At 57.9% G+C, this 19,540-nt stretch carries 21 protein-coding genes; 8 read left to right on the top strand and 13 right to left on the bottom strand.

The features are described from left to right. Positions 1-27: 27 nt before the first annotated feature. Both L991_RS05305 and L991_RS16385 read left to right on the top strand, forming a co-directional pair. On the top strand, positions 28-1,341 hold the full coding sequence (locus L991_RS05305) for an HD domain-containing phosphohydrolase (protein ID WP_051258740.1): 1,314 nt from the start codon (positions 28-30) through the stop codon (positions 1,339-1,341). Beyond that, entirely contained in the window at positions 1,338-3,221 is a 1,884-nt protein-coding gene (locus L991_RS16385; RefSeq protein WP_052190642.1) for a PAS domain-containing hybrid sensor histidine kinase/response regulator, read from the top strand. Before L991_RS05305 ends, L991_RS16385 begins: the two co-directional genes overlap by 4 nt. A 34-nt stretch (positions 3,222-3,255) precedes the next feature. Here the strand turns inward: L991_RS16385 and queG are convergent, their stop codons facing one another. Continuing rightward, entirely contained in the window at positions 3,256-4,335 is a 1,080-nt protein-coding gene (gene queG / locus L991_RS05295; protein ID WP_047393093.1) for a tRNA epoxyqueuosine(34) reductase QueG, read from the bottom strand. On the opposite strand from queG, the gene tsaE reads away from it, so the two are divergent. Together tsaE and L991_RS05285 are read left to right on the top strand one after the other, a co-directional pair. Further along, positions 4,330-4,821 (top strand): tRNA (adenosine(37)-N6)-threonylcarbamoyltransferase complex ATPase subunit type 1 TsaE, encoded by a 492-nt coding sequence (gene tsaE, locus L991_RS05290; RefSeq protein WP_047393089.1) that lies wholly within the window; start codon positions 4,330-4,332, stop codon positions 4,819-4,821. The genes queG and tsaE overlap by 6 nt on opposite strands. After that, complete coding sequence (locus L991_RS05285; RefSeq protein ID WP_052190641.1) at positions 4,782-6,182, top strand: N-acetylmuramoyl-L-alanine amidase; 1,401 nt, start codon at positions 4,782-4,784, stop codon at positions 6,180-6,182. Before tsaE ends, L991_RS05285 begins: the two co-directional genes overlap by 40 nt. Positions 6,183-6,243: 61 nt before the next feature. On the opposite strand, the gene L991_RS05280 is transcribed toward L991_RS05285, so the two are convergent. Next, positions 6,244-6,630, bottom strand: a complete 387-nt coding sequence (locus tag L991_RS05280) for a response regulator (RefSeq protein WP_028449083.1) — start codon at positions 6,628-6,630, stop codon at positions 6,244-6,246. An 86-nt stretch (positions 6,631-6,716) separates the two neighbouring features. On the opposite strand from L991_RS05280, the gene mutL reads away from it, so the two are divergent. The 4 genes from mutL (at position 6,717) to L991_RS05260 (ending at position 11,227) form a co-directional block, all read left to right on the top strand. Continuing rightward, on the top strand, positions 6,717-8,801 hold the full coding sequence (gene mutL, locus L991_RS05275; protein ID WP_047393086.1) for a DNA mismatch repair endonuclease MutL: 2,085 nt from the start codon (positions 6,717-6,719) through the stop codon (positions 8,799-8,801). Further along, complete coding sequence (locus L991_RS05270; protein ID WP_047393084.1) at positions 8,801-9,586, top strand: hypothetical protein; 786 nt, start codon at positions 8,801-8,803, stop codon at positions 9,584-9,586. Before mutL ends, L991_RS05270 begins: the two co-directional genes overlap by 1 nt. Continuing rightward, positions 9,579-10,517, top strand: a complete 939-nt coding sequence (miaA, locus tag L991_RS05265) for a tRNA (adenosine(37)-N6)-dimethylallyltransferase MiaA (protein ID WP_047393081.1) — start codon at positions 9,579-9,581, stop codon at positions 10,515-10,517. Before L991_RS05270 ends, miaA begins: the two co-directional genes overlap by 8 nt. Before the next feature lie 122 nt (positions 10,518-10,639). Then, positions 10,640-11,227: a DVUA0089 family protein gene (locus L991_RS05260; protein ID WP_047393077.1), complete on the top strand. Its 588-nt coding sequence runs from the start codon at positions 10,640-10,642 to the stop codon at positions 11,225-11,227. A 44-nt stretch (positions 11,228-11,271) separates the two neighbouring features. On the opposite strand, the gene L991_RS05255 is transcribed toward L991_RS05260, so the two are convergent. The 11 genes from L991_RS05255 to L991_RS05205 all read right to left on the bottom strand — a co-directional run bounded on the left by L991_RS05255 (position 11,272) and on the right by L991_RS05205 (position 19,392). Beyond that, positions 11,272-11,946, bottom strand: coding sequence for a MarC family NAAT transporter (locus tag L991_RS05255; RefSeq protein ID WP_051258737.1), 675 nt, complete (start codon positions 11,944-11,946; stop codon positions 11,272-11,274). Positions 11,947-11,981: 35 nt separating this feature from the next. Further along, positions 11,982-13,226, bottom strand: a complete 1,245-nt coding sequence (locus tag L991_RS05250) for a 6-phosphofructokinase (protein ID WP_047393074.1) — start codon at positions 13,224-13,226, stop codon at positions 11,982-11,984. A gap of 200 nt (positions 13,227-13,426) precedes the next feature. After that, positions 13,427-14,083 (bottom strand): adenylate kinase, encoded by a 657-nt coding sequence (adk, locus tag L991_RS05245; RefSeq protein WP_028449077.1) that lies wholly within the window; start codon positions 14,081-14,083, stop codon positions 13,427-13,429. Positions 14,084-14,202: 119 nt separating this feature from the next. Further along, positions 14,203-14,985 carry a 3-deoxy-manno-octulosonate cytidylyltransferase gene (gene kdsB, locus L991_RS05240; RefSeq protein ID WP_047393071.1) on the bottom strand — a complete coding sequence of 261 codons (783 nt, stop codon included), beginning with the start codon at positions 14,983-14,985 and terminating at the stop codon, positions 14,203-14,205. Between the two features lie 4 nt (positions 14,986-14,989). Next, complete coding sequence (locus tag L991_RS05235; protein ID WP_028449075.1) at positions 14,990-15,169, bottom strand: Trm112 family protein; 180 nt, start codon at positions 15,167-15,169, stop codon at positions 14,990-14,992. Positions 15,170-15,174: 5 nt separating this feature from the next. Then, positions 15,175-16,227: a tetraacyldisaccharide 4'-kinase gene (gene lpxK, locus L991_RS05230; protein WP_047393067.1), complete on the bottom strand. Its 1,053-nt coding sequence runs from the start codon at positions 16,225-16,227 to the stop codon at positions 15,175-15,177. 42 nt (positions 16,228-16,269) lie between these two features. After that, complete coding sequence (locus L991_RS05225; protein WP_028449073.1) at positions 16,270-16,701, bottom strand: cupin domain-containing protein; 432 nt, start codon at positions 16,699-16,701, stop codon at positions 16,270-16,272. A 128-nt stretch (positions 16,702-16,829) separates the two neighbouring features. Beyond that, positions 16,830-17,453, bottom strand: a complete 624-nt coding sequence (locus L991_RS16380) for an alpha/beta fold hydrolase (protein ID WP_052190640.1) — start codon at positions 17,451-17,453, stop codon at positions 16,830-16,832. Between the two features lie 134 nt (positions 17,454-17,587). After that, positions 17,588-18,118, bottom strand: coding sequence for a hypothetical protein (locus L991_RS05215; protein WP_047393064.1), 531 nt, complete (start codon positions 18,116-18,118; stop codon positions 17,588-17,590). 96 nt (positions 18,119-18,214) lie between these two features. Next, positions 18,215-18,634, bottom strand: a complete 420-nt coding sequence (locus tag L991_RS05210; RefSeq protein WP_028449072.1) for a biopolymer transporter ExbD — start codon at positions 18,632-18,634, stop codon at positions 18,215-18,217. A 146-nt stretch (positions 18,635-18,780) separates the two neighbouring features. Continuing rightward, entirely contained in the window at positions 18,781-19,392 is a 612-nt protein-coding gene (locus tag L991_RS05205; RefSeq protein ID WP_028449071.1) for a MotA/TolQ/ExbB proton channel family protein, read from the bottom strand. Positions 19,393-19,540 lie beyond the last annotated feature (148 nt).

Genomic DNA, 19,540 nt, shown 5'->3' with positions numbered 1-19,540 from the left:
TTTTAGCTCATACTAATAGACGATTGAATGCCCACCGAGATCCCCCGCCAGGCCATGCCCCAAGACGAATCTGCCGCATATATTTCACCGGAGCAACTGCAAGTCGGCCTGTTTATCCATCTGGATCTGAACTGGATGGACCACCCGTTCCCTTTCGGTAGTTTCAAGCTCAAATCTGACGAGCAAATTAAGACAATTAAAAATCTTGGCTTGAAACAAATCCGTTACAGCCCGGAAAAGAGCGATTGCCCCCCGGCTGAAGCAGCCACTCAGGCGCTCGAGCCCGCGGCGGTCAGCGCTGCCGCCCCCATCGAAATCGACCCGGCCATTGCCGCCGAAATGGCGGCCAAACGCCAACGGCAGCTCGAACAAGAGCGCCGTCGGGCACTACTGGCCGAGTGTACCAAGGCCTTTAGTTCGGCGGCCGGCACGGTGCGCAAGCTCAATCGCGAGGTACACAGCAACCCCAAAGACAGTGTGACCGCCGCCACAGTGCTGGTGGGCACCATGCTCGACACACTGCTCACCGACAACGACATTGCCATTCACCTGATGAATGACAAGGCGCTGGGCGATGATCTGTATTTTCATTCGCTCAACACCACCGTGCTGGGAATGATGCTGGCGCGGGAAATGAATTTTAGCCGGGCGCAAATCGAAAAACTGGCGCTGGCCAGCCTGCTGCACGATTGCGGCAAGGTCGAAGTGCCCGACCGGATTTTGCTGAAAACCGAGCCTCTCAACCGCGCCGAAAAAAGCCTCTACGAGCAGCATTGCCAATGGGGCGTCGATACCGCCCGCCGCGCGGGGCTCGATGCCGAAACCCAGCTGATTATCGCCCAGCATCATGAGCACTGCGATGGCAGTGGCTACCCCAAGCAGCTGGGCATTGATTCAATCCACCCGCTGGCGCGAATACTGGCGGTGGTGAATACCTACGACAATCACTGCAATAAAATCAATCCGGCCACCTCGCTCACGCCGCATGAGGGCTTATCGCTGATGTTTGCCCAGCAAAAGCCCAAATTCGATCCGGCGGCGATGAATATGCTGATTCGCAGCTTGGGCGTATATCCGCCGGGCACGCTGGTGCAGTTATCTAATGAATATTACGGGCTGGTGGTGGCGGTGAATGCCTCGCGCCCCTTAAAGCCGCAAGTGCTGGTTTATGATCCGTCTATCCCGGCCGAGCAGGCCATGGTGCTGGATCTGGAACGTCATCCGGATCTGAATATCAGCAAGGCACTCAAAGCCAGCCAGCTGGCGCGGCCGGTGCTGAGCTACCTGAATCCGCGCAAACGGATGACGTATTACTTTAGCCCCAGCGAGCCCCAAGCATGATAGCCCCACACCTGCTGAGTGATTATTGTGCGATCGCCATTCTGGCGGTGGATCCGCAGCAGGAAGTCATTGTGGCCGCCAACCCGGCCTGCGAAAGCCTGCTCGGTTATCCGCTGAGCACCTTGCTGGGCCTGCCGATCAGCCAGATCGAAGTTGGCCTGCAGGATGTGTTTTTCTGGGAAGACGTCCGCCAATGCGGGCTACAGGAAGTCACCCGTGTCGAAGGCGAATACCGCCACGCGCAAGGGCATCTGTTTAGCGTGAGTAAAACCATCCGCCTGGTGGATAGCGGCGATGGGCCGGTGTGCATTATCTCGGTGCAAGACATCAGCGCCAGCAAAAAACTGGAAGAAGAAAGCGACAAAACCAGCGCCCTCCTGGCCGCCACGCTGGAATCCACCGTGGATGGCATTTTGGTTACCAATCTGGATGGCGTTATCCAGCATTACAACCATCGCCTGCTGCAAGTCTGGCCGATTGAACAGCGTCTGCCCGATCTGTTTGCCCAGCCCTTAAGCGAATTCAAACAGCAATTACCCGACTCGCGCCGCTTTGACGACTGGCTGCGGCTGCTATATCACGACCCGTTTGTGAGCGAGCAGCAAACCTTTGCCCTGCGCGATGGGCGAGTGTATGAAATCACCAGCTGCCCGCAACAATACCGCGATGCGCCAATCGGCCGGCTGTTTTGCCTGCATGATATTTCGGCACTCAAAGCCATCGAAGCCCAGCTACGCGAAGCCCGCGATCAGGCCCAGCAAGCCAATCAGGCCAAATCCGACTTCCTCGCCCACATGAGCCACGAGCTGCGCACCCCGCTCAATGCCATGATGGGTTTTGCCCAGGTGATTGAAAACGACAGCGGCAATGAGCATCAGGTGCTGGGTGGCTATATCCATCAGGCTGGCCGGCATTTGCTGGAATTAATCAATGAAGTACTGGATCTGGCCAGTATCGAGGCGGGCAAGCTCAAGCTCAAACTAGAGCCCGTCAATCTGCCCACCTGTATTCAGGAATGCCTGAATCTCACCCAGCTGCTGGCGCGGGATAATCAGGTGACGCTCAGCGCCGCAGCGCTGCCCGCTGCCACCGTGCTGGCTGATGAGCGCCGGCTGCGGCAAATGCTGCTCAATCTGATTTCGAACGCCATTAAATACAATCGCCAAGGCGGGCGGGTGGATATTCAGGTGGAGCGTGCGGGCGAGCACGGCTGGCGCATCAATGTGCGCGATACCGGACTTGGAATTGCCGAAGAAGATCAGGCGCAGCTCTTTACCACCTTCAACCGCGTGGGCTCGCATCTGGATCGGATCGAGGGCACCGGCATCGGGCTAGCGTTTACCCGCAAGCTGGCGCAACTGATGCAAGGGCAAGTCGGCGTCAGCAGCCAACTGGATGTGGGCAGTACTTTCTGGATTGAGCTGCTGGGCGCGGAGCCCTTTAAGGCGCAGACCAGCATCATCACCGCCCCTGCCGATGATCGCAGCCGCACCTTGCTGTATATCGAAGACGATTTACTGTCGCAAAAGCTGCTGCAAAATGTGCTGCTCAAACAGCGGCCGCAATACCATGTGTATGTGGCCAAAACCGGGCAAGATGGCATCGCCATGGCCAAGCAGCTCAAACCCGACCTGATTTTGCTCGATCAGCAGCTACCCGATGGCACCGGGCAAAGCATTTACACCCAGCTGCAAAACCATGCCAGCACCCGCGATATCCCCTGCGTGGCGCTCTCGGGTAACACCTTGCCCGAGCAGATTAACGACGCACTGGCCAGCGGCTTTGTCGCCTATCTGAGTAAGCCGCTGCAGATTAGTCAGGCGCTGCTGACGATCGATGATGTGCTGGCCTGCTATGGCCGTGAGTCGCGCAAAGACTAATACCCAGCGCCGTATCTAGCTACAGGCCATACAGCTAAAGGCCTTTAGCTACATACCCACCTTCCTGCAAAGCCCATGCCACATGCTCGCGCACCAGCGGGCTCGGATCATCCGCCCGCGCGGCCAGTGCCGCGCCGATAGCTGGGCTGGGGGTAGCATTACCCAGGCCCAGCGCCAGGTTACTCAGCCATTTGGCATAGCCAATGCGGTAAATCGGGCTACCGGCCATTTTGGTATTAAAGTCGTCCTCGCTCCAGGCAAACAGCGCCAGCAGCGTCACATCATCAAGACCATGGCGAATGGCAAAGTCGGTTTCGGCGCTGGTGGCGGCAAAGCGGTTCCACGGGCACACCAGCTGGCAATCATCGCAGCCATACACGCGATTACCGATGGCGCGGCGAAACTCCAGCGGCACCGGGCCTTTCAGCTCAATGGTCAGGTAGGAAATACAGCGCCGTGCATCCACCTGATACGGCGCCACAATCGCCTGCGTCGGGCAGGCCTCGATACAAGCCGTGCAATTGCCGCAATGCTCTTTCGGTAACGGCGGATCAGGCGGCAGCGGCAAATCGGTAAATAGTTCGCCCAGAAAATAAAACGAGCCAAAGTCGCGATTGAGCAATAAAGAGTGTTTGCCGCGCCAACCCAGCCCCGCCTGCTTGGCGAGTTCGACTTCCAGCACCGGCGCCGAATCCACAAACACCCGATGCCCAAAGGGGCCAATCTGCGCCGCCAGCCGGTCGGCCAATTGCTGCAAGCGATTACGCAGCACCTTGTGATAGTCTCGCCCTAAGGCATAGCGCGAGATATACGCCCGCTCGGTATCGGCCAGCACGGCATGTGGATCAAGGCCTCCAGCGCGATACGGCATAAAAACACTGATCACCGCCACGGTATTTGGTACTAATTCTGCCGGTCGGGCACGCTTTAAACCATGCCTTGCCATATAATCCATCTCGCCATGAAACCCGCGCGCCAGCCAGTCGGCCAGCCCTGCTTCGGCGTGTGCTAAATCCACGCCAGTAATCGCCGCGCGGGCAAAGCCAAGCTCGCTGGCCCACTCTTTAATCTGAGTCGCCAGCGCCTGATAATCCATTGGGTTCGATGCATGCATACGCACAATGATACCGCCTTCTCTGGTTTTTTAAGCGATGAAGACGCCACGCTGGCGCTCGGCCAGCAATTGGCCCCAGCCCTGGCGGGCGGCATGACCATCTTTCTGGAAGGCGACCTCGGCGCCGGCAAAACCACCCTCACCCGCGGCCTGCTGCGGGCCCTCGGTTATGCGGGGCGTGTGAAAAGCCCCACCTATACCTTGGTTGAACCTTATGTAATTTCTAACTTATACTTTTATCACTTTGATTTGTATCGGTTTAATGATCCAAGCGAGTGGGAAGACGCCGGTTTCCGTGATTATTTCAATCCGGACTCGGTGTGTTTGATCGAATGGGCAGATAAAGCCCAGGGCCAATTACCCTCCCCCGACTGGATCATTACCCTGACCCCGGAAGGCGCAGGCCGGTGCTTCACCCTGCGCGCGCTCACTACTTTAGGTTTGGCATGTCAGAACAAGTTACACCCTCATTCACCAGCGCCCTGAGCGAAACCCCGCTCGCCCGCCGTGCCGTGCTGCGCACGCTGGCCGGCACGCTGCTGCTCTCGGTGACCCCGGTGGGGCTCGCCGCCGCCGCGGCCAGCGTGATCGCCGTGCGGGTGTGGCCGGCCAATGCCTATACCCGCGTCACCATTGAATCGAATGCGCCACTGAGCTTTAAGCAGTTTTCGCTCAAAGACCCGGAGCGGCTGGTGGTCGATCTGGAAGGCGTGGATTTAAACAGCGAGCTGCAAAGCCTGGCCGGCAAAGTCGGCGACAACGACCCCTATATCAAGCTTTTGCGCGCGGGCCGCAATAAGCCCGGCGTGGTGCGGCTGGTGCTGGATCTCAAAGCCGAAGTCAAACCGCAGATTTTTACCCTTGATCCGGTGGCCGAATACAAAAACCGGCTGGTGATCGATCTGTATCCGGCGGTGCAAACCGACGAGCTACTGGCCTTTTTGAACGACAACGGCCAGCTCAAAAACGACCCTAATCCGCCAGCCTTTAATAAGCCGGATAAATCCGCCAGCCAAGCCAGCAAAGCCGGCGAAACCAAAACCGCCGAGGCCAAGCCCGCCGACAATAAAGCCAGCCAGAGCGAGAAAACCCGCGCTAACGACAGCGTGGATCGCGACAAACTGAAAGTTGATCGGCTGATCACCGTGGTGCTCGACCCCGGCCACGGCGGTGAAGACCCTGGCGCAGTGGGGCCATCAGGCACGCATGAAAAAACCGTGGTGCTGCAGATTGCCAAGCGACTGCGTGAATTACTGCAAAACGAGCCGAATTTCCGCGTGGTGATGACGCGCGATGCCGACTTTTTTGTACCGCTGGGCGTACGGGTAAAAAAAGCCCGCGCGGTGCAGGCCGATTTGTTTGTCTCGATTCACGCCGATGCCTTTACCCGGCCCGATGCCAATGGCAGCTCGGTGTTTGCGCTCTCGGAAGGCGGCGCCTCCAGCTCAGCGGCGCGCTGGCTCGCCCAAACGCAAAATGATGCCGATCTGATTGGCGGGGTGAAAATTAAATCGGGTGCGGAAGATTTGCGCCGCACGCTGCTGGATCTCACCACCACCGCCACCATCAACGACAGCCTGAAGCTCGGTAAAGTGATGCTGGGCGAGCTGGGCGGGATTAATCGCCTGCACAAACCCAATGTGGAGCAAGCCAGCTTTGCGGTGCTCAAAGCACCGGATATTCCATCGGTGCTGGTGGAAACGGCGTTTATTTCCAATCCGGAAGAAGAGAAAAAGCTGATCGACGAAGACTATCAGCAAAAAATGGCGCAAGCGCTGTTTCGCGGGATCAAACGCTATTTTGCGAAAAACCCGCCCTTGTCGCGCACCAAGCTGGCGCAGCAATAAGCAGGGTATAGCGTTGAAAGCCAATAGATGAAAGGCTGGCAGCGCAATACCCGGCAAGCCACTACATCTCGATCTTCACCCCCATTGCCTTGCTGATGGCATCCAGCAGGCGGGCCGGGGTGAAGGGTTTCACCACAAAGCCGCTCGCGCCCAGCGCCAAGGCTTCGCGCACTTTCTCGCCCGTGGCCTCACCGCTCACCATAATCACCTTGGGCGCCGGATTGAGGTGCAGTAATTGCGGCAGTAATTCCATGCCATCGGTTTGCGGCAGATTGATGTCCAGCAGCACCAGCTGCGGGCTGCGATCCATACAAATGCGCAGCGCCTCGTGCCCCTGTCCGAGATCGGCCAACACATTAAATTCCAGCCGCCGCAGCAGGCTGGCCATCAAATTGCGCATAATCGCGTCATCGTCAACGATCACACAGCTGATTTTTTTCATCGACATGCTCGCACACCTTGTTTGCTGATTGATCCCCGGCCCGGCTGGTATACTGGCAGCCTGCCTAGCTTCATCTTAGAACATCCCTCGCCATGCCACGTATCCAGTTATTGTCAGACCATCTGGTCAACCAGATTGCCGCCGGCGAAGTGGTCGAGCGCCCCGCCTCGGCACTGAAAGAATTGCTGGAAAACAGCATCGACGCCGGCAGCCGCAGCTTGCAAATCGAGCTGCACGGCGGCGGCACCAAGCTGATCAAGGTGATTGACGATGGCTGCGGTATCGCCAAAGACGAGCTAGCGCTGGCGCTACACCGCCACGCCACTAGCAAGATCGCCAGCATGGACGATCTGGCTCGCGTAGGTACGCTGGGCTTTCGCGGCGAGGGGCTGGTCTCGATTGCCTCGGTGTCACGCCTGACCCTGACCAGCCGGCTCAGTGAAGACGGCCAGCTGGCCAAACATGCCTGGCGCGTTGAGGCCGATCATGGCCGATTACTTGAGCCGGAGCCAGCCGCGCTGGCCGCGGGCACCACGATTGAAGTGCACGATTTGTATCATCAGGTGCCGGCACGCAAGAAATTTCTCAAATCCGACGCCACCGAATACGCCCACTGCGCGGCCATGATCGAGCGGATTGCGCTCGCCAACCCGAGCGTGGCGTTTACCACCTTGCACAATGGCCGCGCCCAGCAGCGCTGGCCCGCCGGCGATCTGGCCCGCCGCGCCGCGGCGATTATTGGCGAAGAATTCGTCAACACCGGCATCATGGTGGACGAAGGCTTTGGCGCCGAGGGCAAAGGCCTGCGGCTGTATGGCATCGCCGGCTCGCCAACGCTGGGCAAATCCAGCCGCGAAGCACAGTTCTTTTTTGTGAATGGCCGCTTTGTGCGCGATAAAGTGGTACAGCACGCGCTGCGCGAAGCTTATCGCGACGTACTGCATCACAATCTGCATGCGGCGTTCTGCCTGTTTCTGGAGCTCGACCCCGAAGGCGTGGATGTCAATGTGCACCCCACCAAGATCGAGGTGCGCTTTCGCGAAAGTCAGGCCGTCTATCGCTTTCTGTTTACCAGCCTTTCCAAAGCGCTGGCCAAAACCACCGCCGGCGCCAGCAATACCCCGGAGGGTATCGACCCAGAAACCGGAGAAATCATAGCCAAGGTAAACATACCCCAAGGCGACATGAAGCCGCAAGATTATGCGCAACACGCCTACCGCCATCAGCAGGCGATGCCGCTACCGATGCCCAGCGAGCCAGCCACGCGGCTCGCGCAGGAAAACCCACCCCGCTATCAGGCCAGCCCCGCCGCCTCGCCCGCAGTGGGCGCAGCACCACTGGCATTGTATGACCAGCTCTTTGGCGATTTCCGCGCTGCTGGAGCGCCCGCTGAGGCCACGGCCAGCACCGCAGCCAACAGCGTAGCCAGCAGCGACAAACCAGCCTGGATGCAGCAACTGGCGGCCCAACGCCCGGTGGCCGCCCGCAGCGTGGATGCCTATCTACCGGCCGGAGCTGCCCGCCGCGTGGATGCCTATCTACCGGCCGGAGCTGCCCGCCGCGAAGCCATCCCCGCCGCCGACGATGCCGCGATCCCACCGCTGGGCTTTGCGCTGGCGCAGCTGCATGGCGTGTATATCCTCAGCCAGGCCGAGGACGGGCTGATCGTGGTCGATATGCACGCCGCGCATGAGCGCGTGGTGTACGAAAAACTCAAAACGGCCCTTGATCTGCACACCATGCCGATGCAGCCGCTGCTGATCCCGCATGTTTTTAGCGCCGATAAACTCGATGTGGCCACCGTCGAAGATCATGGCGCAGAACTGGCCGCGCTGGGGCTGGAATTATCCGTCTCCTCCCCCACCCAGCTGGCGGTGCGCGCAGTGCCGATGCTGTTGCAACACTCCAACCCGGTGGAGCTCGCGCAAGCCATGCTGCGTGATATCCGCATGGTGGGCGTATCGCAAGTGCTCGCCGGCCGGCGCAATGAGCTACTGGCCACCATGGCCTGCCATGGCTCGGTGCGCGCCAATCGCGCCCTCACCATCCCGGAAATGAACGCCTTGCTGCGCGAAATGGAAGTCACCGAGCGCTCAGGCCAATGCAATCACGGCCGGCCAACGTGGTTTCGCCTGTCGATGCATGATCTGGATAAACTCTTTATGCGAGGCCAGTAATGCTGAGCGTAGTGTTCGCCAAACTGATCGCTGGCCCCTTGGTGATCGGCGCCACCAGTCTGGCTGGCCAACGCTGGGGCCAACAGATGGCGGGCGTCTTAGCTGGCCTGCCTAGTCTGGCGCTGTTGATTATCGGCATAATATGGCTGGAGCAAGGTGCGACATTTACCCGCGAAGTGATTGAGTATGCGCCGATTGGCTTATTCGCCAATACAACGTATATCTTGTTGCTGGCCTTCGCGAGCCCCTTTTTTAAGACCAGCGGTACCATTCTGCTGGCACTGCTGGGCTACGTAGTCATGGCGATCGTGCTCGTGCACTGTTCGGCTCAGCAGATACCCTATAGCGGTATCTACTCGATATTGTTTCTAGCCATGGCTTACAAGATCATACCTAGACAAAATCAACTCCAAGCCAAAAGCAGCCTACCGAAAATCGAATTATTTTTGCGCATGGCCTTGGCCGCAGCCCTGATTTTGGTCTTGAGCCTGACCGCGCCCCGCGTAGGGGCGAGCTATAGCGGCATCTTTACCGGCTTTCCGGTTGCTTCGCTCATCTTGCCAGCGTTCACCCTGGCACTGCAGGGCCGCAGCGCACTGTTGCATCAATTACGCGGCTTTGTGCTCGGGCTGATCGGCTTTGCGGTGTGCTTCTTATTGTGGCCACTGGGAATCAGCCAATGGGGCTTTGCCGCCCTGATTCCGGCCCTGCTGGCAGCGGTATGCTGCACAGCCAGCCTGCACTTGATCGCACAACGCCGCACTTTGGAATCTCAACATGTATAAACTTCCCCCCGCGATTTTTTTAATGGGCCCCACGGCCAGCGGCAAAACTGCAGCGGCGATTGCGCTGGTGGAAGCGGGCTTACCGGTCGAGCTCATTTCGGTTGATTCGGCGCTGGTGTTTAAGGATATGGACATCGGCACGGCCAAACCCGATGCCGAGGAGCAGCGCCGCGCGCCGCATCACTTGCTGGATATCATTAGCCCGGAAGAGAGCTATTCCGCCGGGCAATTTCGCACCGATGCGCTGGCGCTGATGGCCGACATTAGCGCACGCGGCAAAGTGCCCGTACTGGTCGGTGGCACCATGCTGTATTTCAATGCGCTGCAAAATGGCCTGCATGAGCTACCGCCTGCTGACCCAGCCTTGCGCGCCGAACTGGAGCACGAGGCCAACACCCATGGCTGGGTGCATATGCACGCCAAGCTCGCCGCGCTCGACCCCGCCACTGCGGCCCGGCTGATGCCCAGCGAAACCCAGCGGATTGAGCGGGCGATTGAAATTTGCCTGCTGGCCGGACGGCCCATGTCAGCGATTCTGGCCGAGCCTGGCGCAGCCGCCTTGCCCTATCGCCTGCTGAAGATCGCGCTGGAGCCTTCCGAGCGCGGCGTACTGCACGAACGCATTGCCCTGCGCTATGACCTGATGCTGGCGAATGGTTTTGCCGATGAAGTGCGCGCCCTGCAACAGAAATACCGGCTCAATATCGAGCTGCCCTCGATGCGCTGCGTAGGCTATCGGCAAATGTGGGAACACTTGGCCGGCGAATGCGACTACGCCGAGATGCGCTATCGCGGCATCGTGGCCACGCGCCAGCTGTGTAAACGCCAGCTCACCTGGTTGCGCGGTATGGATGATGTGCTGCGGTTGGATTGCTTGGCCGCCGATGCGGTGCAGCAAATAAAGGATCAAATTACCGCTCATCTGAAATGACAAAATAATGACCGAATAAATACAAATTTGTTAAGCCAATCACTTTCAAATTATGTAATCAATGCCATTATCAACTCTTGGTTTTTCCTCAGACATAACTAATCAGACCTAGGATCCAAGAGATGAAAAAACTCGTTCTCGCCCTCAGCTTGCTGGGCACGACTGCGGCCAACGCCGCGGTGTTTGACTTTGCTGGTACACTGAATTTCCACAATCAAGTGGTAAAAACCACATTCACGCTTGCAAATGACGCGACTAACGTACGCGTTTGGACCGATTCGTTCAAAAATGGTGTGAACTTTGACCCTATCACTGCGGTATGGCGTAAAACTGGCAACGACTGGACGCTGGTAAAAGAAAATGATGACGATTCAACGATCGCAGCGGGCCAAACACGCTTTGATTCTGGCCTGATTTTCAGTTTTCTAGGTGCAGGTGACTATCTGTTTACCACTGCAACCTACAATAACTTTGCAAAAGGTAGCAGCCTGAGTCAGGGCTTCAAATACGACAATCAAAGCCCGATTGACTTGGCAGTTTGGAGCCAGCCCGCCAATCACACGGGAATGGGAAAAAACTGGAATATCCACTTAAGTGGGGTGGATTCGGCAGTAACGGCCCCCGTGCCTGAACCTGAAACCTATGCCCTAATGGGAGTGGGTTTAGTGGGCCTATTGGCAGCCCGCCGCCGGAAAATGAATCTCGCCTAAACAAGGGTTTAGCTAAAAAAAACGGCGCCGAGGCGCCGTTTTTTTTAGCGGCTGACCGCGTGCGGCCAGAAATGCGGGTCGTGCAAGAGGCCACCCACACCGTTGATAATGAATTGCACCCCGATACAGATCAGCAAAAAGCCCATGATGCGGGAAATCGCGTTAATGCCATCCTCGCCCAGAAACCGGTACAGCTTGCTGGAGGCGCGCAGGGTAATCCAGGCGATATAGGCCACCAGCAAAATGCCGCACACCACCGTCAGATAGCCTAGCCAGATCGGCAAGGCGGTCTGGCCGTGCACCCCTGATGACATCGAGATCACCACCGCAATCGAGCCGGGGCCAGACAACGACGGCATGGCCAGCGGGGTGAAGGAAATATCGCGCTTGCCCGGGGTGCTATTGGCGGCGGGGTCGTGCGGCTCGGCAAACAGCATATCAAAACCGAAATAACTCACGATCAGGCCACCGGCTATACGCAGGCCGGGAATCGAGATCTGGAAAAAATCCATAATCAGCGCGCCGGCCAGCAAAAAGGTCACCAGAATGGCGGCCATATAGATACAGGCGCGCTTCACTTGGGCGTCACGCTCGGCATCGGATAAATGCGCCGCCAGGCCCGGCAAAATGGCCACGGTCATCAAGGGGTTGGCAATGGGTAACAGCGCCGAGATGGTGGCCAGGATGGTACTTAGAATTTCAAACAGGATTTTTTCCATGGGGTATGGACCGCTATGCTAGATGGGTAGCCGCCTTATGGGCGATACGGGGGTAGTTTAGCGCCTTCTGTCACCCACGACCACTGGCCATAGTCCGGTAATCCATCGATAAAGGCCGGCGGCGCTTCGCCCTGGATGAGTGGCAGCAAATAGCGGCGCGCAGCGGGGGTAATGCCAAAGCCATCCGCGCTGATAAACTCCGCCGGCAGCGGTTTTTCGATATTGGCCACCATCCCCAGCGGCACCGCACCGATTTCCCAGGTGTAGGGCTCATCGCTCAGGCGCTCGATACTGACCATCACTTCGTTTTGCCCCGCCACCGCCAACTGGGCGGCGGCCTGCCCGACGGCAAACGCTTGCTGCACATCGGTGGCCGAGGCGATATGGCGGGCTGCGCGTTGCAGATAATCAGCGACCGCCCAATGGCATTTAAAGCCGGTCGCGGCTTTGATGATTTCCACCAGATTAGGGGCCAGCCCGCCGAGCTGGGCATGGCCGAACGCGTCTTTGCCACCGGCTTCGCTCAGATACAACCCCTGGGTATCCTTCACGCCTTCAGCCGCGACAATGACTACATAGCCATACCTGGCCACGGTATCTTCAACTGCAGCCACAAAACGCGCCCGCTCGAACGGCACTTCCGGCAATAAAATCAGATGCGGCGGTTCGGCATGGTGGCGGCTGGCCAGCGCGCTGGCTGCGGCGATCCAGCCGGCGTGGCGGCCCATCACTTCCAGCACAAAGACTTTGGTTGAGCTCGCCGCCATCGAGGCCACATCCAGCCCCGCCTCGCGCACGCTGGTGGCCACATACTTGGCCACCGAGCCAAAGCCGGGCGAGCAATCGGTCAGCGGCAGATCGTTATCAATGGTTTTGGGGATATGAATGGCCTGCAAGGGGTAGTTGGCCGCGCGCGCTAGCTCTGCCACTTTCAGGCAGGTATCGGCCGAATCACCCCCACCATTGTAAAAAAAGTAGCCCACATCCCACGCCTGCAATACCGCCAGCAGCCGGCGCAGCTCGCTTTCGGTTTTGAGTTTATGCCGGCAGGAGCCAAAAGCCCCGCCAGGGGTGTTTTTCAGCTGCTGCAGCTCACGCGAGCTAAGCACGGCGGTATCGATCAACGCTTCATTTAAGACGCCCAGAATGCCGTTTTGCGCGGCAAACAGCCGGCCAAAATGCACCGGATACTGCCGCGCCGTCAGCAGCAAACCCGCTGCAGAAGCATTAATCACCGGGGTTACACCGCCCGATTGGGCGTATACAGCATTGCGCGGCATGGGGTGCTCCAAGTCAGCCTGATCCTGCTATTTTTGCGCACTGCAACAGCCGTTGCCGCGTCGACGGCGGCTTTTAGCCGCTAAACGGCAAGATCGTAGCCCTACCCCATTGCAAGCCCTGACTTCATGCTCAGGCATGAAATCGTCAGCATAAAAAAACCGCCCCGAAGGGCGGTTTAGGTGTTGCGGCGGCGAGCGGCTTAGGCGCCGAGCGCTTGCAGTGTCGCGTCGCGTACGGCATCCACCGATTGCGTGCCGTCGATCTTGATGTATTTAGGCGCTTTAGCGTCGCCCGAGGCGGCCATCTTGCCGTAGAAGCCCACCAATACTTCGGTTTGCTCGTGGTAGACGCCCAGGCGTTTCAGTACCACTTCTTCTTTATCATCGTCACGCTGGATCAGGTCTTCGCCGGTTTCGTCGTCTTTGCCTTCCACTTTTGGTGGATTGAACGTCACGTGGTAAGTGCGGCCAGAGGCCACATGCACACGGCGGCCAGCCATACGCTCCACAATCGCTGCATCTGGCACATCGATTTCCACCACGTAGTCGATATCCACGCCCGCAGCGATCATCGCTTCAGCTTGTGGAATAGTGCGTGGGAAGCCGTCAAACAGGAAACCATTGGCTGCGTCTGGCTGAGCGATACGCTCTTTCACCAGGCCGATGATGATGTCATCACGCACCAAGCCGCCCGCATCCATAATCGCCTTGGCTTCCAGGCCCAGTGGCGTACCGGCTTTCACCGCCGCGCGCAGCATGTCGCCTGTCGAGATTTGTGGGATATTGAATTTTTCGCGGATGTAATTGGCTTGAGTGCCTTTACCAGCGCCTGGTGCGCCCAGAAGGATTAAACGCATTGCTCGGTTCCCCGTGTTAATTAAAAAGTGAATCCAATCATTGTTTTGGCTTCTTCTGCTGGAGCCAATTCATCAGCATGCACCGCGTGGCGTGCGAGCACATCACACATCAATTTCATTTAGGCCTCAGCCTCGCCAGCAAACACCGCCCGCACCCGGGCCAGATCTTCCGGCGTATCCACCCCGGCAGCCGGCGCATGGCTGGCCTGATACACGCCGATTTGGTAGCCATGCCACAACACGCGCAGCTGCTCCAGTTTTTCGATGTCTTCTAAACGCGAAGCGGCCAGCTTGGCATAGGCGCGCAAAAACCCTGCCCTATAGGCGTATAGGCCGATATGCCTTTGTGCGCCTAGCTCAGCGGGCAATACCCAGTCTTCGTCTTCGTTGTCTTCAGCAAATGCATCGCGATCCCACGGAATCGGCGCGCGGCTGAAATACATGGCGCGCTGCGCGGCATCGCACACGACTTTGACCACATTCGGGTTAAAAAAATCGGCGGCGTCATGGATCGGATGGCAGGCGGTCGCCATCGCCAGCGCCGGGTTGGCGGCCAGCTGGGCGGCCACGGCATCAATCAGGGCGGGATCAAGCAGCGGCTCATCGCCCTGCACATTCACCACAATCGCCTCATCGGGCAGCTGCAATAAATCCACGGCTTCGGCCAGCCGATCGGTGCCCGAGGGGTGATCGGCGCGGGTGAGCAAAACTTGCTGCCCGGCGGCTTTGACCGCGGCAGCCACTTCGGGGGCATCGGTCGCGACGATCACTTGGCTGGCCTGCGCTTTCAGCGCCTGCGCCACCACGCGCACAATCATGGGCTGGCCGGCAATATCGGCCAGCGGCTTATTCGGTAAACGAGTGGATTTCAGACGCGCCGGAATGATGGCCACATAGCTCATGCGCTTAAGCCTCTTCGCCGTCGGCCAGCGCGCGGGCTTCGCTTTCCAGCATGACTGGAATGCCATCTTTAATTGCGAATGCCAGCCGGTCGGCCTTGCAGATCAGTTCCTGCTGGGCTTTGTTGAACACCAGTGGGCCCTTGCAGACCGGGCAAACCAGAATTTCCAGCAATTTGGCATCCATTGTGATTATCTCTTCAAAAATTCGTCGATTCGGCAGGCCAGATCGGGCGACAACTGCGCCGCCACCGGCAAAACCCAGATTCTATCACTTGGCGGCGGCGGATTCATCGCCGCCAGCTTGACCGCATCTTTTTCCGTCACGATCAGCGCGTCATCAGCGCCCAAAACCGGCAGATCAGCCGGCACAAATGCATGATGATCGGGAAACGCGCACGGGCGAAATGCGTAGCCCTGCGCGCGCAGCGTGGCAAAAAAGCGCTCGGGGTTCCCGATACCCACTAGCGCATGCAAAACGCCGCGCACCGGCAGACTGGCCGCAGTGGCAGTCAGGCTGGGCTGATCGAGCCGATAGCAAGCACCGGCGGCTAGCGTCATTTGATAGTCACCCAGATACCCAGCCGGGTATTCATCTATAGCAATTGATTTGATTGATTCAATGGCAGATACCCCATTCACCACCACGGCATTCACTGTGCGCAAGCGCGCCGGGCTTTCGCGCAAAGGGCCGGCCGGCAAGCGCAGGCCATTGCCCAGCCCGCGGGCGCCATCCACCACGCAAATTTCCAGCGCACGCCCCAGCGCGTAATGCTGCAGGCCATCATCGCACAGCAAGAGATTCACCGCCGGATAGCGCGCCAGCAGCGCCTGCCCGGCCGCGGCGCGTTGCCGTGCCACAAACACCGGCACACCCGTCGCGCGGCGCAACAGCAGCGGCTCATCGCCCACCGTGGCCGGCAGGCTATCGGGCAGTACTTCGGTCGGCTGCTGCGCAGCGCCACCATAGCCGCGCGAGATAATCCCCACCTGCCAGCCCAGCTCGGCCAGCCGGCGCGCCAGCGCAATCGTCAGCGGGGTTTTACCTGTGCCGCCAACGGTAATATTGCCCACCACCACCACCGGCACCGGCAGTTGAATAGTGGCTTTCAGCCCGAGCTTGAAGCACGCTTTATTCACCGCCGCCAGCGCCGCAAACAGGCCAGACAGCGGCCACAACAGCCACGCCAGCAACGGTGGCCGAGGGCAATACCAAATGCGCAGCAACAGGGCTTCAAGCTTCATGAGATCTCTGACCACCCACGCCGGGGCGGCCGTATGCAAGGATTATTGGGCTTTCACGGTAACCGGCTGCCCGGCAATCCCGGTAAATACCACCACCAGTTTCACCGGCTCATTGCCTTCGTTTTTGCCATTGTGCAGGGTATTTTCCACTTCGGCAAAACCCTGGCCGGCGCGGAAGGTATTGCTACTGCCGTCTTTCAGGTAAACGGTGAGCGCGCCGTTGAGGATATAGGCGTAGCCCGGCACCGGGTGCTGATGCCAGCCGGTTTCTTTGCCGACCGGAATTTCCACATGCAGCATGGTGGCTTCGGGCGCGTCGGTGGTCGGATACAAAATCGGCTGGCCATTGGCCGTTTTGCCCGATTTAAACACCACGGTGGCGGTCACTTCTTTTTTGTAAACTTCTTTGCCGTCTTCCGCCTGCGCCAACACGCTCAGGCACAAGGCAGATAACAGGAATGCCAATTGCTTCATTTCATCGCTCCGCAAGTTATGCGCCCGATCGGGGCCGGGCTAGCGGCGCGCAGTATAGTGGAAAACCCTAGGTCGCAGGCTAAATGCCATCACGGCGGCGTGAACGCCTTGCGAACGTGGCCACACCATTATTGCGGCACAGGCCAGCCAAACCCGCGGGCGTTCAGCCAGCGCAGAATGGCCGGCTGCTGGTAAATCAGCTCAGAAATAAAATGCCCCGCGCCAGACAAGACCACAGCACTCGCCGCATGCCCTTGCGCCTGCAGCTGGGCCAACCACTGCCGGGTATCGGCCCAATCATCCAAGTCACCCTGCACGGTCAATATCGCCGCGGAGCCAACGGACAGCGGCAGCGGCGACATGCGGGCCTGACCGGCAATCACCAAATAGCCTGCGCATTCTGCATGGGTATGCGCCAGTAGGTCAGTAATGGCAAGAGCGCCAAGGCTATACCCCACCAGCAACACTGTTTTACCCTGCTGCTTAAGCTGATCCAGCAAGGCGCAGAGCTGCGGGATTTGCCAATCTTGGCCGGCCGCAGTTTGTGGGCACAACACCGCAAAATCCAGCGCCAGCGCCCCACCAGCCAACAACGCCGGCAAGCCATAGCGCGTGAGTAGGCTCAAATCCTCACCCCGCTCCCCCGCACCATGCAGATACACCAAGACCCGCTGCTGCGGATCGGGCGTACTGGGGCTAAATAAAAGCCCCTGATAGGGCCATTCGGTCGCGCTTAATTCAGCACACTGCATGTTTCAACCCGCAATAAAAACTGTGCTACCACCTACGCCCCTCTGACCTACCTCCTAGCTTGCGAGTCAAACGAACTTAGGCCAATCAAGCAGCGCTGTAAAAAATAGCTGAGGGTGCACCCTTAGCCCCATTCTCATGTAAAAGAGTCTTTTTTTCGACTTCCCGCATAGTTTCGAAAACCCACCCGATCCAAAAAGCCTTTATTTGGCAAACCAAATATTTCTGAAATCCGACTTATTTCTTTTTCGGCTTTTTCTTTTTCAACGCGATACAAAGCCTGCTCTCCGAGCTTGGCACTAAACAATGTTAGAAAATATCGCCTTGAACGATCTGCCTTGGCATCAAAAACAGGAATATAAAGATAGTCATAGTCACTCACATGACACACTTTTGTTTCAGTCGATCGTCGACCAAAAAATAAACTTCTACTATAAATAGATCGATCTTGCGGGTTAAATACTAACTCAGTGTCCGTCGCGGCAAGCCAAGATAGAAGCACAATCCCAAGCAATAAAAGCACACTCAAGAACAAGTGCAAATAAACAGCGCCCCAAAAGGCAATCTGCACAAAAATAAACACCCCTAAAAAGAAAACAATAGCCAATAAGAGGCCGGACTCTTGAGTCCCTTTAGCGGCATTTAAGATAATCTCTTGATTATTCATCCTATTCAAACACCATCATACGAAGTCTAGTAAAACCGATCCTCTCGCATCATAAAAAAACGGCGCCGCAGCGCCGTTAGGGTGATTAGTACCGAGTTATTTACCCGTGGTTTGCGTGGCAAAGGTGAGTTTGCCAAAGCCGGCCAGGCGGGCGGCTTCCATGACGTTCACCACCGCTTGGTGGGTGGCTTGGGCGTCGGCATTGATAATCACCATCGGGTCAGTGCTCTCGCCGGCCGCGCGGCGCAGTTGCACCGAGAAATCATCCGGGCTACCAAAGGCCGCAGTCTGGCCATTGATCGCATACTGGCCTTGCGCCGAAATCGCCACCTGAATGGTTTTCGGTTGCTCCTGCTGTTTTTCCGCATCGGCCGTAGGCAGATTGATTTTCAGCTCGGCGAATTTGGAATACGTGGTGGTGGCCATCAGGAAGATCAAAATCACCAGCAATACGTCAATCAGCGGGATGAAATTGATTTCCGGCTCGACGCGGCCGCGTCCTTTACGAAATTTCATGGCTTTTCAGTCCTTCAACAGGCTTCAAGAACGGCGCGAAACGCCCAGCGACCAAAGCGACAAGAAACCGACATTCACTACCAAGTACAGATAGGTTTCGCGTCAGCTCTATGCTGGCCGTGGGCTTGCCGCCCGTTCTTAGCGAATTATTGGTGGCGCTCGCCGTGAACGACTTCGACCAGCTTGATGGCTTGCTGCTCCATTTCCACCACGAAATCATCCACTTTGCTGGCGAAATAGCGGTAGAACATCAGCGCAGGTACCGCCACGATAATGCCAAAGCCGGTGTTATACAGGGCCACCGAAATACCGTAGGCCAGCGCAGCCGGGTTGCTGCCGCCGGTGGGTGACTGCGAGCCGAAGATCTCGATCATGCCCACTACCGTACCAAACAGGCCCAACAGCGGCGTCACCGAGGCCAAAGTACCCAAGGTCGACAGATAGCGATTCAGATCGTGAGCCACGGCGCTGCCGGCTTCTTCGATCGACTCTTTCATGATTTCACGTGAGCTTTTCACGTTTTTCAGGCCAGCGGCAAACACGCGGCCCAATGGGCTAGAGGCGGCCAGTTTATTCAGGGTTTCGGCATTGACGCCGTTCGCGCGATAATCCTGCACCACTTTGGCCAACAGGCCGGCCGGCAAGACTTGCGATTTACGCAGGCTTAGCAGGCGCTCGATGATGATGGTCACTGTGGCGATGGAAGCGGCGATAATCAGCCAGATTGGCCAGCCCGCTGCCTGGATGATGGCGAACATAGTATGGGAACCCTAATCAAAAGAAATCCGGAGGCTCTGGAGTAAAGCCAGAAAACCGCGTAACTTTAGCCGCTATTTGCGCGCGGGGGAAGTGTCGCAATCCGCTTGCCGGACACTAAGCGACAGATCTGATTGAGAAAAATCCGTT

This window comes from Chitinibacter sp. ZOR0017, assembly GCF_000799095.1.
Lineage (GTDB): Bacteria > Pseudomonadota > Gammaproteobacteria > Burkholderiales > Chitinibacteraceae > Chitinibacter > Chitinibacter tainanensis.
This window is presented reverse-complemented; position numbering and strand designations above follow the sequence as displayed.

Excerpts from the sequence above, each read along its gene's own strand:
- tsaE (WP_047393089.1), top strand. The coding sequence starts at position 4,330 with ATGCATACGCACAATGATACCGCCTTCTCTGGTTTTTTAAGCGATGAA.
- L991_RS05305 (WP_051258740.1), top strand. The coding sequence starts at position 28 with ATGCCCACCGAGATCCCCCGCCAGGCCATGCCCCAAGACGAATCTGCC.
- L991_RS05235 (WP_028449075.1), bottom strand. The coding sequence starts at position 15,169 with ATGGATGCCAAATTGCTGGAAATTCTGGTTTGCCCGGTCTGCAAGGGC.
- L991_RS05285 (WP_052190641.1), top strand. The coding sequence starts at position 4,782 with ATGTCAGAACAAGTTACACCCTCATTCACCAGCGCCCTGAGCGAAACC.
- lpxK (WP_047393067.1), bottom strand. The coding sequence starts at position 16,227 with ATGAAGCTTGAAGCCCTGTTGCTGCGCATTTGGTATTGCCCTCGGCCA.
- L991_RS05225 (WP_028449073.1), bottom strand. The coding sequence starts at position 16,701 with ATGAAGCAATTGGCATTCCTGTTATCTGCCTTGTGCCTGAGCGTGTTG.
- kdsB (WP_047393071.1), bottom strand. The coding sequence starts at position 14,985 with ATGAGCTATGTGGCCATCATTCCGGCGCGTCTGAAATCCACTCGTTTA.
- mutL (WP_047393086.1), top strand. The coding sequence starts at position 6,717 with ATGCCACGTATCCAGTTATTGTCAGACCATCTGGTCAACCAGATTGCC.
- L991_RS05215 (WP_047393064.1), bottom strand. The coding sequence starts at position 18,118 with ATGAATAATCAAGAGATTATCTTAAATGCCGCTAAAGGGACTCAAGAG.
- L991_RS05270 (WP_047393084.1), top strand. The coding sequence starts at position 8,801 with ATGCTGAGCGTAGTGTTCGCCAAACTGATCGCTGGCCCCTTGGTGATC.
- queG (WP_047393093.1), bottom strand. The coding sequence starts at position 4,335 with ATGCATGCATCGAACCCAATGGATTATCAGGCGCTGGCGACTCAGATT.
- adk (WP_028449077.1), bottom strand. The coding sequence starts at position 14,083 with ATGCGTTTAATCCTTCTGGGCGCACCAGGCGCTGGTAAAGGCACTCAA.
- L991_RS16380 (WP_052190640.1), bottom strand. The coding sequence starts at position 17,453 with ATGCAGTGTGCTGAATTAAGCGCGACCGAATGGCCCTATCAGGGGCTT.
- L991_RS16385 (WP_052190642.1), top strand. The coding sequence starts at position 1,338 with ATGATAGCCCCACACCTGCTGAGTGATTATTGTGCGATCGCCATTCTG.
- L991_RS05210 (WP_028449072.1), bottom strand. The coding sequence starts at position 18,634 with ATGAAATTTCGTAAAGGACGCGGCCGCGTCGAGCCGGAAATCAATTTC.
- L991_RS05205 (WP_028449071.1), bottom strand. The coding sequence starts at position 19,392 with ATGTTCGCCATCATCCAGGCAGCGGGCTGGCCAATCTGGCTGATTATC.
- L991_RS05280 (WP_028449083.1), bottom strand. The coding sequence starts at position 6,630 with ATGTCGATGAAAAAAATCAGCTGTGTGATCGTTGACGATGACGCGATT.
- miaA (WP_047393081.1), top strand. The coding sequence starts at position 9,579 with ATGTATAAACTTCCCCCCGCGATTTTTTTAATGGGCCCCACGGCCAGC.
- L991_RS05250 (WP_047393074.1), bottom strand. The coding sequence starts at position 13,226 with ATGCCGCGCAATGCTGTATACGCCCAATCGGGCGGTGTAACCCCGGTG.
- L991_RS05255 (WP_051258737.1), bottom strand. The coding sequence starts at position 11,946 with ATGGAAAAAATCCTGTTTGAAATTCTAAGTACCATCCTGGCCACCATC.
- L991_RS05260 (WP_047393077.1), top strand. The coding sequence starts at position 10,640 with ATGAAAAAACTCGTTCTCGCCCTCAGCTTGCTGGGCACGACTGCGGCC.